11 protein-coding genes, 3 tRNA genes and 1 pseudogene are annotated in these 13,277 nt (G+C 75.7%); 6 read left to right on the plus strand and 9 right to left on the minus strand.

The window, feature by feature from the left end:
- Window positions 1-35 precede the first annotated feature (35 nt).
- Window positions 36-1,283 carry an MFS transporter gene (locus CK505_RS00560; protein WP_095649843.1) on the plus strand — a complete coding sequence of 416 codons (1,248 nt, stop codon included), beginning with the start codon at window positions 36-38 and terminating at the stop codon, window positions 1,281-1,283.
- A gap of 60 nt (window positions 1,284-1,343) precedes the next feature.
- Window positions 1,344-2,294: pseudogene (locus CK505_RS00565) on the plus strand (Gfo/Idh/MocA family protein); the annotation flags it as partial.
- Here CK505_RS00565 and CK505_RS00570 read toward each other — a convergent pair.
- Window positions 2,237-3,763 (minus strand): carboxylesterase family protein, encoded by a 1,527-nt coding sequence (locus tag CK505_RS00570; RefSeq protein ID WP_095649844.1) that lies wholly within the window; start codon window positions 3,761-3,763, stop codon window positions 2,237-2,239. The pseudogene CK505_RS00565 and the gene CK505_RS00570 overlap by 58 nt on opposite strands.
- Before the next feature lie 233 nt (window positions 3,764-3,996).
- Between CK505_RS00570 and CK505_RS00575 the strand changes: the two genes are divergently transcribed.
- Window positions 3,997-5,013, plus strand: coding sequence for a DMT family transporter (locus CK505_RS00575; protein ID WP_095649953.1), 1,017 nt, complete (start codon window positions 3,997-3,999; stop codon window positions 5,011-5,013).
- A 70-nt stretch (window positions 5,014-5,083) separates the two neighbouring features.
- Entirely contained in the window at window positions 5,084-6,790 is a 1,707-nt protein-coding gene (locus CK505_RS00580; RefSeq protein ID WP_095649845.1) for a glycoside hydrolase family 13 protein, read from the plus strand.
- Window positions 6,791-6,932: 142 nt separating this feature from the next.
- Here CK505_RS00580 and CK505_RS00585 read toward each other — a convergent pair whose 3' ends face one another.
- From CK505_RS00585 to CK505_RS00605, 6 genes are all read right to left on the minus strand, one after another.
- The gene (locus CK505_RS00585; RefSeq protein WP_095649846.1) at window positions 6,933-7,430 is read right to left on the minus strand and encodes a hypothetical protein; all 498 of its coding nucleotides are present in this window, start codon (window positions 7,428-7,430) and stop codon (window positions 6,933-6,935) included.
- Window positions 7,427-7,585, minus strand: coding sequence for a hypothetical protein (locus CK505_RS18320; protein WP_017833025.1), 159 nt, complete (start codon window positions 7,583-7,585; stop codon window positions 7,427-7,429). Before CK505_RS18320 ends, CK505_RS00585 begins: the two co-directional genes overlap by 4 nt.
- Window positions 7,586-7,651: 66 nt before the next feature.
- Window positions 7,652-8,113, minus strand: a complete 462-nt coding sequence (locus CK505_RS00590) for a hypothetical protein (protein ID WP_017833024.1) — start codon at window positions 8,111-8,113, stop codon at window positions 7,652-7,654.
- 106 nt (window positions 8,114-8,219) lie between these two features.
- Window positions 8,220-8,292, minus strand: a tRNA-Phe gene (locus tag CK505_RS00595).
- 63 nt (window positions 8,293-8,355) lie between these two features.
- A tRNA-Asp gene (locus tag CK505_RS00600) sits at window positions 8,356-8,429 on the minus strand.
- A 79-nt stretch (window positions 8,430-8,508) separates the two neighbouring features.
- Window positions 8,509-8,581: transfer RNA gene (locus CK505_RS00605), tRNA-Glu, on the minus strand.
- 165 nt (window positions 8,582-8,746) lie between these two features.
- Here CK505_RS00605 and CK505_RS00610 point away from each other — a divergent pair.
- Window positions 8,747-9,091: a metallopeptidase family protein gene (locus CK505_RS00610; RefSeq protein ID WP_172604431.1), complete on the plus strand. Its 345-nt coding sequence runs from the start codon at window positions 8,747-8,749 to the stop codon at window positions 9,089-9,091.
- A 10-nt stretch (window positions 9,092-9,101) separates the two neighbouring features.
- On the opposite strand, the gene CK505_RS00615 is transcribed toward CK505_RS00610, so the two are convergent.
- Complete coding sequence (locus CK505_RS00615; RefSeq protein WP_095649847.1) at window positions 9,102-10,181, minus strand: universal stress protein; 1,080 nt, start codon at window positions 10,179-10,181, stop codon at window positions 9,102-9,104.
- Between the two features lie 180 nt (window positions 10,182-10,361).
- Between CK505_RS00615 and CK505_RS00620 the strand changes: the two genes are divergently transcribed.
- Window positions 10,362-11,723, plus strand: coding sequence for a D-arabinono-1,4-lactone oxidase (locus tag CK505_RS00620; RefSeq protein WP_095649848.1), 1,362 nt, complete (start codon window positions 10,362-10,364; stop codon window positions 11,721-11,723).
- Between the two features lie 115 nt (window positions 11,724-11,838).
- On the opposite strand, the gene CK505_RS00625 is transcribed toward CK505_RS00620, so the two are convergent.
- Window positions 11,839-13,266, minus strand: a complete 1,428-nt coding sequence (locus CK505_RS00625; protein WP_095649849.1) for an FAD-dependent oxidoreductase — start codon at window positions 13,264-13,266, stop codon at window positions 11,839-11,841.
- Window positions 13,267-13,277: the final 11 nt, after the last annotated feature.

Here is a 13,277-nt window from a genome sequence, read left to right on the forward strand (position 1 = left end):
CCCGGTGCCGCCGCGCCCCGTGATAGAACAGGCCGGTGCGCCCGTCCACCCCGCCCCCTGACCGTTCCGCCGTCCCGCCCCGCGTGCCGGGGTGGCTGGTGGTGCTCGCGGTGGCGGTCGTGGCGGTCAATCTCCGCCCCGGGGCCACCTCCGTGGGGCCCGTGCTCGCGGAGGTGCAGCAGGGACTGGGGCTGAGCCCCACGATGGCCGGCGTGCTGACCGCCCTGCCCGGGCTCACGTTCGCCGCGGCGGGGGCGTGCGCGGCCGCGCTCTCGCGCAGGACCGGCATCAGCGGTGCCGTCACCGCCGGTCTGGTCCTGGTCGCCGCCGGGCTGCTGGCCCGGTCGGTCACGGGATCGGTGCCGGTGTTCCTGCTCCTGTCCGTGCTGGGCTTCGCCGGCATGGCCGTCGGCAACATCCTGGTGCCGGCGTTCATCAAGCGCCACGGGGGCCGGCGCACGGCGGCGCTGAACTCCCTCTATACGACCGGCCTGGCCGTCGGCGCCACGCTGCCCCTGCTGGCTGCCGGGCCGCTGGCCGCGAGCGGGCCCGACGGGTGGCGTGCCGCTCTGGGCCTCTGGGGCCTCGTGGCCCTGGCCGCCGTGGTCCCCTGGGTCCTGGTCACCGTCCGCGACCGGCGCGAGCCCGCCACGACCCCCGGCCGCGCCCTGCGTCCCGGCCGCGGCACCTCGATCCTCCGCTCCCGCACCGCCGTGGCGCTGTGCGTCTACTTCGGCATCCAGTCGATGCACGCCTACGTCCAGTTCGGCTGGGTGGCCCAGATCTACCGCGACGGCGGCCTGGGCCAGGCCCAGGCCGGGCTGATGGCCGCCCTCATCGCCGCCATGGGCATCCCGGGAGGGCTCCTCATGCCCGTCCTGGTGGCCCGCTCACCGCGCCTGCGGCGGTGGATCGTGGGCCTGGGCGTCTGCATGGTCGCCGGCTACTCCGGCCTGCTCCTGGCGCCCGCCACCACACCCTGGGCCTGGGCCCTGCTCCTGGGGGTGGGCGGCTTCGCGTTCCCCACCGCCCTGGCGCTGCTCACGGCCCGCTCCCGGGACCCCCGGGTGACCGCGCAGCTGTCCGGGTTCACCCAGCCGGTGGGCTACCTGCTCGCGGCGGCCGGGCCCTTCGCCGTCGGCGCCCTGCACGAGGCCACCGGCAGCTGGACCGCTCCCCTGCTGCTGCTGATGGGCACCGCGGTGCTCCTCGTCGTCGCCGGCGGCGTCGCGGCCGCGCCCCGCTTCGTCGACGACGAGATCGCGGGCCCGGACGGGCCGTAGCGGCCCGGTGCGGCCCGGTGCGGCCCGGTGCGGCCCGGTGCCAGGGGCTATCGTGACCGCATGACTGATCAGGGTGCAGGACGAGTGCTCACCGCCGGACTCGTCGGATACGGCATGGCCGGGCGGGAATTCCACGGGGACCTGCTGCGGCGGGCCGGCGGACGGGTCACCGACATCGTCACCGGCGACCCGGAGCGGGCCGCCCGCGCGGGCGCCGACTGGCCCGGGGTGCAGGTGCACCGGGACCTGCCCGGGCTGCTCGAGCGCTCGCGGCCCGACGTGCTGGTCGTCGCCTCGCCCACGGGGCTGCACGTGGAGCACGCGCTGGCCGGCCTGGAGGCCGGGATCCCCGTGGTGGTCGACAAGCCGCTGGCCATGGACCACGAGGGCGCGGTGGCCGTGGTCCGCCGCGCCGAGGAGACCGGGACCCCGCTGACGGTCTTCCACAACCGGCGCTGGGACAGCGAGCAGCTGACCCTGGCCCGGGTGCTCGCCGAGGGGCACCTCGGGGACGTGCACCGGTTCGAGCGCCGCTGGGAGCGGTGGCGCCCGGTGCCCAAGGACCGGTGGCGGGAGAACGCGGTCGGCCGGGGCGGCGGGCTGCTGCTCGACCTCGGTCCGCACCTCGTGGACGCGGCGATCCAGCTGTTCGGGCCGGTGGCCGCGGTGCGGGCCGAACTGCGCGCGCTGACGACCCCGGCCGAGGACGACGTCTTCCTGGCCCTGGACCACGCCTCGGGCACGATCAGCCACCTGTGGGCCGGGAGCCTCGTGGGGGCGCCGGGGCCCCGGACCCGGGTGCTCGGCTCGGCCGGCGCCTACCTCGTGGCCGGGCACGCCGACAGCCCCGGCCCCTTCGACCTGCTGGACCCCGGGGAGGGCATGACGGGTCTGCTCGTCCGGGGCACCGGGACCGATTCCGTGCCCACCGCCCCCGGCGAGCCCGCCGACTTCTACCGGGCCGTGGCCCGGTGGCTCCTCGGCGACGGCGAGGCCCCCGTGGACCCGTGGGACGCCGTGGCCGTCGCCGCGGTGCTGGACGCGGCCCGGCGCAGCGCCCGCACGGGGGCGCGGGAGGTGCCCGCAGCGCCCTGAGCGCGGCGCACCGCGCCGAGGACACAGCCGAGGACGCGCTCGAGGGGTCGTGCACCCGTGGCCGCGCGGTAGCGCAGGACGCCGGGGACCGCCCCGGCGTCCGCCAGCGGCTCCCCGCGGGCGAAGCCGGCCCACAGCCGCCGGAGGCGCCGGCCGTGGGCCTGGACGTCCTCCCACGGGGCCCCGGCGAGCAGCCCGGTGCCGGCCCATGCGGCCTCGTCGCCGAACAGGAGCGGGAGGTCGACCGTGTGGGCGGATCCGTACGGGCTGCCCGGCGCGCTCCAGGTGAGCAGGTAGGTGTGGGCGCGGCCTCCGGCCCGGGCGTGCCGGGCGGCGAACCGGCGGACGGCCCGGCCGTGGACGGCCGCGGTCACCTGCCCCACGACGGCGCGGCGGAGCACGGGGCCGAGCAGCGGGACGCGGGTGACCCGGTGGAGGAGGGGCAGCGTGGGCAGGTAGAGCCGGGCCTCCTCGGCGGTGTGGCCGATGAGCACGTCGATGTGCGGGGCCACGCGGTCCCAGGCCGCCTCGACGCCCTCCTCGGCGGGCAGGGGGTGGTGGCCGTACTGGGTGCCGAACGGCATCCGGCCCCGGAGCCCGAAGGAGGACGCACCGGCCTCGACCTCGGCCTGCAGCGCCACCACCTCCGCGGCCGGCGTCCCCGCGGTGACGGCACCGGCCGCGCCCGCCATCGCCGCGGTCATCGCCGCCCGGCCGCGGGCGATGCCCAGCGGAGGGCTCTGCAGGATGGCCCGGCGGAACAGCAGCTCCGCGCCCGGGACAGCCATGAGATGGGCCACGGCGTCGCCCCCGGCGGACTGGCCGAACACGGTCACCCGGTCCGGGTCGCCGCCGAAGGCCGCGATGTTGCGCCGCACCCAGCGCAGGGCCTCTAGCTGGTCGAGCAGACCGAGGTTGGCGGGGCGGCCCCGGCCCGCGCCGAGGTAGCCGAACAGTCCCAGCCGGTAGGTGACGCTCACGACCACGACCCGCTGCTCGGCGACCAGGGGGCGGGGATCCATGATCGGGGCGTCCCCGGCCCCGGTGGTGTAGGAGCCGCCGTGGATCCAGACCATCACCGGCAGCCGTTCCGCCGGCCCCCGCTCGAGGGGCAGGGTCACCGACAGCCGCTGGCAGTGCTCGTCCCGCGGGAGCCCGGCGAGGGTGTCGCCGAGGACCCCGGTGAGGAAGGGCGAGTGCGCCTGGGGGCAGGCCGGGGCCGGGCGGGTGGCGTCGAACGGTTCCACCCGGTCCGCGACCGGGACGGGCGCGGCGAACCGGTCCGCCGTGGCGTACGGGATCCCGGTCGCCCGGACGACGTCGCCGTCGACCCGGCCGCGCACCGGCCCGCAGGGAGGCGCGAACGCGCGCGTCGGAGTGGTCATGCCCTCTTCTACCACGCGGCCCGCCCGGGACGGGGGCGGGCCGGCTGCCGCGAACGCGGCTGCGCCCGGCGCACCGCGCCCGGGGCGCCCGTCGCCCGCCCTGGGTAGATTGGACCGTCGACCGACAGGAGCCCGCCCATGACCGCACACCCGCAGCGCCCGGCGCCGCCCCGCGTCCGCGCGCACGCCCGCACGACGACCACCGACGTGCCGGTCGCACCGTGCGCGGCACCGTGAACGGCACCGTGAGCCGCGCCGTGGGGCGCACGGGGCGCCACGCCGGCCTCGGCGTCGCGGCCATCCTGCTCACCGCGGTCCTGTGGGGCACGACCGGGACCGCGGCGACCTTCGCCCCCGGCGCGGGTCCGCTGGCGATCGGGGCCGCCGCCCTGGGCGTGGGCGGGCTGCTGCAGGCGGCGATCGCCCTGCCCGCCCTGCGCCGCTCGCGGCGGGCGCTGCGCTCGCACGCCGGGCTGGTGGCGGCCGGGGCCGCGGCCGTGGCCGTCTATCCGCTGGCGTTCTACAGCTCGATGCACCTGGGCGGCGTCGCGATCGGCACGGTCGTCTCCCTGGCCTCCGCGCCGCTGGCCTCGGGCGTCCTGGAGCGCGTCCTCGAGCGCCGCCCCCTGAGCCGGTGGTGGATGACCGCCGCGCTCCTGGGCGTCCTCGGCAGCGGCCTGCTGTGCCTGTCGAGGGCCGGCGGGTCCGGGGCCTCGGCCGCGGACACCGCCGCCGGCATCGGGCTCGGACTGGTGGCCGGGGCGACGTACGCGCTCTACTCGTGGGTGGTGCACCGGCTGATGGGCCACGGGGTGGGGCGCGCGGCCTCGATGGGCGCCGTCTTCGGCGCCGGCGGGGCGCTCCTGCTCCCGGTCCTCGCCCTCACGGGGGCGCCCCTGCTGGCCACGGGGCAGGCGTTCGCCGTGGCCGCGTACATGGCGCTGGTGCCGATGTTCCTCGGGTACTTCCTGTTCGGCGTGGGACTCGCCCGGGTGCGCCCGAGCACGGCGACGACCCTCACCCTGACCGAACCGGCCGTCGCGGCGGTCCTGGCCGTCGTCGTCGTCGGCGAACGGCTGACGGGCGCCGGCTGGACCGGGCTGGCGGTCCTCGCCGCCGCGCTCGTCGTCCTGGCCCTCGCCCCCACCAACGTGGTCGCGCACCGGCCGGGCGGTCCCAGCCGGACACCGGCCGCCCCGGCGGCCGCCCCAGCGCCGGCCGCCGTGACACCGCGCCCGGGGACTGACTAGGTTGGGGACGCCCCCGCACCGGAGCCGCCCGCACCGGACACCCCCGACGAAGCACCCGAGGAGCACCCCCATGACGCAGCAGGTCAGCCAGTCCCCCGCCACCGAGGAGGGCGAGTGGTGGCGCTCCGCGGTGATCTACCAGATCTATCCCCGGTCCTTCAACGACTCCGACGGTGACGGCCTGGGCGACCTGCCCGGGATCATCGACCGGCTGGACTACCTCGCGGACCTCGGCGTGGACGCCCTGTGGCTGTCCCCGTTCTACGTCTCGCCGCAGCACGACGCCGGCTACGACGTCTCCGACTACCGGGACGTGGACCCCCGCTTCGGCACCCTGGAGGACTTCGACCGGATGCGCGCCCGGATGGCGGAGCTCGGGATGCGGCTGATCGTGGACCTGGTGCCCAACCACACCTCGAGCGAGCACGAGTGGTTCCGGGCCGCCGTGGCCGCCGGGCCCGGCAGCCCCGAGCGGGACCGGTACATGTTCCGGGACGGCCGGGGCGAGCACGGGGAGCTGCCGCCGAACAACTGGCGCTCCGTGTTCGGCGGCGAGGCCTGGACCCGGCTGCCGGACGGGCAGTGGTACCTGCACCTGTTCGACAGCACCCAGCCGGACCTCAACTGGGAGAACCCGGAGGTGTGGGAGGAGTTCCGCTCCGTCCTGCGCTTCTGGCTGGACCGGGGCGCGGACGGCTTCCGCGTGGACGTGGCCCACGGCCTCGTGAAGGCCGAGGGGCTGCCGGACTGGGACCACCAGGTGCACATGGTCGAGGGCGAGCACGACGCGCGGGAGCACGACGCCCCGGACACCCCGCTGAGCACCGGCAGCCCCTACTTCGACCAGGACGGCGTGCACGAGGTCTACCGCGACTGGCACCGGGTGCTCGCCGAGTACGACGGCGACCGGATGCTGGTGGCCGAGGCGTGGGTCGAGCCGGCGCACCGGCTGGCGATGTACGTCCGCTCCGACGAGATGCACCAGGCGTTCAACTTCGACTTCCTGGTGGCCGGGTGGGACTGGGCCCGGATGTCCCGGGCCATCGAGGACTCCCTGGCGGAGTCGGCGAACGTCGGCGCGCCCACCACGTGGGTGCTGTCCAACCACGACACCGTCCGGCACGTCTCCCGCTTCGGGCTCACGGATCCCATCGCCTACCCCAAGGGGATCGACGCGGACGGCGAGCAGCCGGACCACGAGCAGGGCCTCGCCCGCGGCCGCGCCGCCGCGCTGGTGGAGCTGGCCCTGCCCGGCTCCGCCTACCTGTACCAGGGGGACGAGCTGGGCCTGCCCGACCACACGCGCCTGCCCGCCGAGCTGCGCCAGGACCCGGCGTTCGCCCGGACCGGGGGCGAGGAGATCGGCCGCGACGGCTGCCGGGTCCCGCTGCCCTGGGCCGCGGGAGAGCCCGGCCACGGCTTCGGGGCCGACCCGTGGCTGCCGCAGCCCGAGGAGTTCGCGCAGCTCGCGGCGGACCGGCAGGTGGGGGTCCCCGACTCCACGCACACGGTGTACCGCACGGCGCTGCGGGTGCGCCGGGAGCTCGGTCTCGGCCGCGGCTCCTTCGCGTGGCACGCGAGCCACGACGCCGCGACGGGCCTGCTGTCCTTCGTGAACACCACCGGCGCCGGGGAGCGGGTCCTCGTGGCGGCGAACCTGGGCGGCGCCCCGGTCCCCCTGCCCGCCGGAGAGCCGCTCGTGCTCAGCAGCCGGGACGCCGTGCAGGACGGCGTCCTGCGGCCCGAGCGGGCCGTGTGGTGGCGTCTGGCCCCCTGAGCCGTCCTGCCGGCCCTCGGGGCCCCGGCCTCGGGGGCCCCGGCCTCGGAGATCCCGGCGGTCCTGGCGCACGGCGTGCGGCGCCGCACGCCGGCACGCCGCGGACGACCGCTCGTCGCGGACGCCCGGTCCGGCGCGCCGGTCAGTGGCTGGTGCGCCCCCGGCCCGACACGAGCACCGGCGCCACCAGCCGGTCCGCGAGCACGCCGGTGACCACGGAGTACCCCGCCTTGTGCAGGACGTCCACGGCCTGCTCGCCGGCCGGCCAGGTCGACGGCGGGGCCCCGACCCCCGTCGCGTTCTCCACGGTCTGGTCGAAGGCCAGCCGCACCACCGTGTGCCAGGCGTTCGCGCGCGGACCCCGGATGCCGGTCACGGCCCACACGCCGCGCAGGGCGCCGAGGGCGGCGCCCGTGCCGTAGTGCATGGCGGAGTTCCAGCCCGTGGGCTGCTCGCGGTCCCCGGGGTGGCGCCCCAGCAGGGTGAGCAGGGCGCGCGCGGGGACGTAGGAGTCCGGCCGGTGGGTCAGCGCCTGCTCCGCCTTCTCCCCCAGCACCATCAGAGCGGCCCCCGCGATCCCCGCCGCGGCGCCGGTCGCCGCGGCCCGTCCGAGCGCGCTCGTCCGCGCGGGGCCGGTCACGGCCGCCCCTGCTCGTCGCCGGGCCGCTCGGCGCCCAGTCCCTGCTGCTCCAGGTCGCGGTCGAGCTCGGCGCCGGGCTCGACGACCACGCCGTCCTCGCGCTGGTCGTCGACCGGCCCGTGCCCCGGTTCCTGCTCGCGTCGGTGCTCGGTCATGTCGGCTCCTCCCGTCGGGGCCACCCGGGCCGGGCGACCTGCCCCCCAGTCTAGACAGGCTGCTGATCAGTTCGAGGGGGTGGGCTCCGCGCACGCCCGGCGGAGCCAGTCGCCGACCGGCGCGAGCGTCCGCTGCAGATCGGCCAGCTCGGCGGGCTGCACGGACGAGCCCGCGGCGTCCAGGGCGGCCACGGCGTCCTCGAACGCGGGGCGCAGCTCGGCGGGCAGCCGGGAGGTGAGGTCCCGCACGGAGGCAGCCGCCCCCTGGGGGCGGAAGTGGGGGTCCGGCTCGTCGCCGGACAGCGGCACGAGGGTCAGCGCCGTGTAGGCGCTCGCCACGTCGAAGCAGGCCTCCGGTTCCGCGGTGGGCCCGGCCGGCACCGGGGCGGGCGAGCCCGCGGTCGGCTCGAGGACGAGCCCGGAGGACTGCGGGCCGGCGCCGCAGCCAGTGAGCGCCAGCAGGCTCAGGGCGGTCAGCGCGGCCGCTGCTGCCCCGCGGGGGCTCGGGCGACGGGGATACCGGGTCACGGCTCCCAGGGTAGGGAGCGAACCTCCGTGTCCGCTGGCAGCGGGCGGCAGGGCCCCCGGCACGAAGAAACCGCCGGCCCCTCGAGGGGACCGGCGGTTTCCGCGGTGGCTCCGACCGGCGTCGATCCGGTGACCTTACGATTTTCAGTCGTACGCTCTACCAACTGAGCTACAGAGCCCCGGCACATCCGCAGCGGATATGCCGCGACGGCGCCGCATCGACTCGATGAACGCCGTCTGAGCGACCCTGACGGGACTTGAACCCGCGACCTCCGCCGTGACAGGGCGGCACGCTAACCAGCTGCGCTACAGGGCCTTGCTGTTTCCAACGAGGACTGATCTTACCAGCATTCCTCGCCGGTTGTGCAAATCGGTGGGCGGACCCTCCGATCGCGTACCCCCAACGGGATTCGAACCCGTGTCGCCGCCGTGAAAGGGCGGTGTCCTAGGCCACTAGACGATGGGGGCCGGACACCCGCGTCGACGACCACGACCTCGGCGACCGAGGACCGTGACACGGGAGAAACCGAGTACAGCTTAGAGGCTCGCGCGGATCCCGCACAATTCCCGCACTGCCCCCGGGGACCCAGCCGGCGCCCGGGCTCGTGGGGTAGGAAGGAGAGCGTGATCGAGATGACCCGCGAGGAGTTCGACGGCGCCGTCGACGACGCCATCGACCTGATCCCGGACGCCCTGTTCCGGGCGATGGACAACGTGGTGATCCTGGTCGAGGAGGAGCCGCCGGAGCACTCCCCCGGGCTGCTCGGCCTCTACGAGGGCGTGCCCCTGACCGCCCGGGACGGCGGGTGGGGCGCCGGCTCCCTGCCGGACCGGATCTTCGTCTACCGGGGTCCGCTGCAGCGCATGTGCGCGGAGCGCGAGGAGCTCGTGGAGGAGATCACGGTGACCGTCATCCACGAGGTCGCCCACCACTTCGGCATCGACGACGAGCGCCTGCACGAACTGGGGTGGGGCTGAGCCGGCCCGCTCAGGCGTCCCAGGGGCGGATGTCGTCGGAGTCGAAGTCCTTGCGGGTCTCGATCCGCTCGTCGTAGCGGTCCGGGACGATCAGCACGGGTCCCGCGGCGTTGTGCAGCACGCCCTGCGAGGTGGAGCCCAGGAGCATCCCCGCGAAGCCGCCCCGGCCGCGCGTGCCCATCACCACGAGCCCGTTGCGCCGGGTCTGCTCGACCAGCACCTGCACCGGCGCGCCGTCCGCGAGCTCCGAGCCGATCTGCAGGTCGGGGAACCAGCTCTCGAGCCAGGCGACGCCGCCGTTGAGCGCCCGCGCGACGTCGTCGTACATCACCTCGAAGTCCACCGCCGTGGGCATCCACGCGAGCGCCCCGCTCACGGGCGGGAGCGCGCACAGCACCGTCAGGGGCACGCCGAGCAGGCGCGCCTCCTCCGCGGCGTAGAGCATGGCCGCCCGGGCCTGGGTGGAGCCGTCCGAGCCGACGACCACGCGGTCCACGAGGGCCCGGGTGCTCGTGAGCTCCTCCGCGCCCAGGTGCTGCTGCGCCCACGGCAGGGGGACCACGCCCGTGGGGCACTTCGAGTGCGCCGGCACCGCCGTGGAGACCGTGCCGAGCAGCCGGCCCAGCAGACCGCCCCGGCCGCGGGAGCCGAGGACCAGCAGCTCCGCCGTGCGGCTCAGCTCGAGCAGGGCCCCGGAGGGGTCCCCGGTCTCGACGGTCGCCCGCAGCTCGACCCCCACGTCACGGACCTGGTCCGCCGCGTGGTTCAGCAGCTCCTCGACGCCCTGGGTGAGGGCGGCCTCGTCCACGGTGGCGTAGCCGGTGTCGAACCCCGAGCCGGAGAACACGGGCAGGCTGTACGCGGTGACCAGTCGCACCGGACGACCGCGGCGGCGGGCCTCCCGGGCCGCCCACCGCAGCGCCCCGAGGCTCTGCTCGGAGCCGTCGATGCCCACGACGATCTGCCCCGTGGCGTCGAGGGACCGGCTCTGCCCGCCGCCCGAGGGGACGCGGTCGCGCACCGCCTCCTCGCCCAGCGTGGTCTCGTGGGGCTCCTCGCGCTCCCGGTCCGGGGACGGGTGGTCGGTCATGGTGCTGCCTCCTGTGCGCGTCCTCGGTCCGCGGTGCTCCGGATCCCGCCGCGGGCTTCGCCTCCGATGGTACGCGCGGCGGGGCCGCAGGACGGGGTCGTCGAGGGCGCCGGAGCGCCCCCGGGATGACATGATGAGGGCGCACTGTGCACCTGCCTGCGAGGAAGGACGGTCCCGCCGATGAGCGAGGTCTCGCTGCCCGACGCCCTGCCCGGCGAGACGGGGACGAGAGAGTGGGCCACGTGGGGCAGGACGCACTCCGTCACCCCCCGGCACGTGCTGCGCCCCACCTCCGTCCCGGAGCTCGCGGAGGGCGTCGCCGCCGCCGTGCGCCGCGGACTGGGCGTGCGCGCGGTGGGCTCCGGGTGCAGCTTCTCGGCGCTGCCCCTGGCCCCCGACGTCATGGTCGACCTCTCCGGGCTGTCCGGGCTGCCGGCCGTCGACCGGGAGAACCAGCGGGTCACGGTCCTCGCGGGCACCACGATCCGTGACCTGAACCAGGAGCTGGACGCCCACGAGCTGGCCGTGACCAACCTGCCGGACAGCGACTGGCAGACGGTCGCCGGCGCCGTCTCGACCGGCACCCACGGGACCGGCCTGGCCTTCGGCTCCCTCTCCCAGCAGGTGGTGGCCCTGAGCCTGGTCACGGCCGACGGCGGGCTGGTGGAGTGCTCCGCCGAGCAGCGCCCCGAGCTGTTCCAGGCCGCGCGCGTGGGCCTGGGCGCCATGGGGGTCCTCGCGAGCGTCACCCTGGTGTGCGAGCCGACGTTCCGGCTGCACGCGGCGGAGCTCAAGGAGCCCCTCGGCCAGCTCGTGGACACCCTGGGCAGCCGGATGGCCGGGGCCGACCACTTCGAGTTCTTCTGGACGCCGGGCACCGCCACCGCCCAGACCCGGATCCTCACGCGCCTGCACAAGCTCCCGGACTCCTACACCCGGCCCGGCTCCCCCGTGGCCCGCACCGTGCGCCGGCTCGACGACGCCCTGCTGCGCAACACCCTCACCGCGGGGCTCAACCAGCTGGCCACGGCCCTGCCGCGCTCCACGCCGGGGCTCAACCGGCTCGACGCCCTCACGAACAGCCCGCGGCAGTACAGCGACCTGTCCTTCCGGGTGTTCACCGTGCCGCGCCGGACCCGGTTCGTCTCCTCCGAGTACGCCCTGCCGGTCGAGGAGCTCGTCGTGGCCTTCCGGGAGCTGCAGACGCTCATCGAGCGGCGCGACTACTCGTTCTCGCTCCCGGTGGACGTGCGCTGCGCCGCGGCCGAGGACGCCTGGCTCGCCCCCGCCCACGGCCGGGAGACCGGCTGGATCGCGCTGCGGCAGTACTGGCGCCGGTACGACCCGAAGGTGTTCGCCGCGGCCGAGGAGATCTTCGTGGCCCACGGCGGCCGCCCCCACTGGGGCACCGTGCACACGCAGGACGCCGAGTACCTGCGCTCCGTGTACCCGCGGTTCCAGGACTTCCTCGACGCCCGGGCGTCCGTGGACCCGGACGGAGTGTTCCTCAACGACCACGTCCGCGGGCTGCTGGGCCTGTAGGCCCGGGGTCCGGCGGCGCGAGGGATCCGGCGGCGCGAGGGGCCGCGTCCGGCAGGACGCGGCCCCTCGCGGCACGGCGGCACGGCGGCGCGGTGCCGCGGTGCGGTGCTGCGGCTCAGACGGGCGAGGAGACCGGCTCCGCCACGCCCTCGCGGGAGACGCTGACCATCTCCTCGCGCTCGACCACCTTGACGCGCTCGCGCGGGTTGCCCTCGGCGTCGTGCGAGGACTGGCCGAGGCCCTGCTCGTACTCGTCGAGGGCCAGCCACCCCTCCCAGGTGGTGTACTCGACGCCGCGGGCCTCGAGCACGTCGTTGACGGACCCGGGGTCCGGGCGGGTGGCGCCCGGCAGCACGGCGCGGTCCTCCAGGAGGTGGGTGACCGTCTCGAGGGCGTCGGACTTGGTGGCGCCGATCAGCCCGACCGGACCGCGCTTGATCCACCCGGTCGCGTAGAGGCCGTGCAGCACGGTCCCGTCCTCGGCCAGCACGCGGCCCTCGGCGTTGGGGATCACGCCGCGGCCGTCGTCGAACGGCAGCTCGGGCAGGCGGGAGCCGAGGTAGCCCACCGCGTGGTAGACGGCCTGCACCGGGTAGTCGACGTACTCGCCGGTCCCGGACACGGAGCCGTCGCCGTTGAGGCGCGTCCGCTCCATGCGCAGCCCCGTGACCCGGCCGTCCTCCCCCAGCACCTCGCGGGGGCTCTGCAGGAAGTGCAGGTGCAGCCGGCGGGAGGCGGTCTTCGGGGAGTCGTCGGCCCGCCACTTCTCGAGGGTCTTGACCATGACCTTGACCTGGTTGTTCTCGGCGATCGTCAGCTCGGAGCCCTCGTCGTACTGGAAGTCCTCGTCGTAGACGACGATGTCGACGTCCCGCGACTTGGCCAGCTCGCGCAGCTCGAGGGGGGTGAACTTCACCTGGGCGGGGCCGCGGCGGCCGAAGATGTGCACGTCCGTGACCGGGGACGCCTTGAGCCCCTGGTAGACGTTGCCGGGGATCTCGGTGAGGAGCATGTCGTCGGCGTGCTTGGACAGCACGCGGGCGACGTCGAGGGCCACGTTGCCGTTGCCGATGACCGCGATCTCGCGGGCCTCGAGCGGCCAGGTGCGCGGGAAGTCCGGGTGGCCGTCGTACCAGGCCACGAACTCGGCGGCCCCGTGCACGCCCCGGAGGTCGTTGCCGGGGATGTTCAGCGGGGCGTCGTAGACGGCTCCGGTGGCGAAGATCACGGCGTCGTAGTGGGCGCCGAAGTCGGCGAGGGTCAGGTCCCGGCCGAACTCCACGTTGCCGAAGAAGCGGATGTCGCCGCGCCCCAGGATGGCGCGCAGCGCGGTGATGATGCCCTTGATCCGGGGGTGGTCGGGGGCCACGCCGTAGCGGATGAGGCCGAACGGGGTCGGGTAGCGGTCGAACAGGTCGATGCTGACCTCGAGCTCCCCGTTCTTCACGGGCTCGGACTTGGTGAGCATGTCCGCGGCGTAGATGCCGGCCGGACCGGCGCCGATGATGGCGACGCGCAGGGGGCGGGTGGTGGTGTCAGCCACGTGGCTTCCTT

Origin of the sequence: Kocuria sp. WN036 (assembly GCF_002287015.1) — a bacterium.
GTDB classification, from domain to species: Bacteria; Actinomycetota; Actinomycetes; order Actinomycetales; family Micrococcaceae; genus Kocuria; species Kocuria rosea.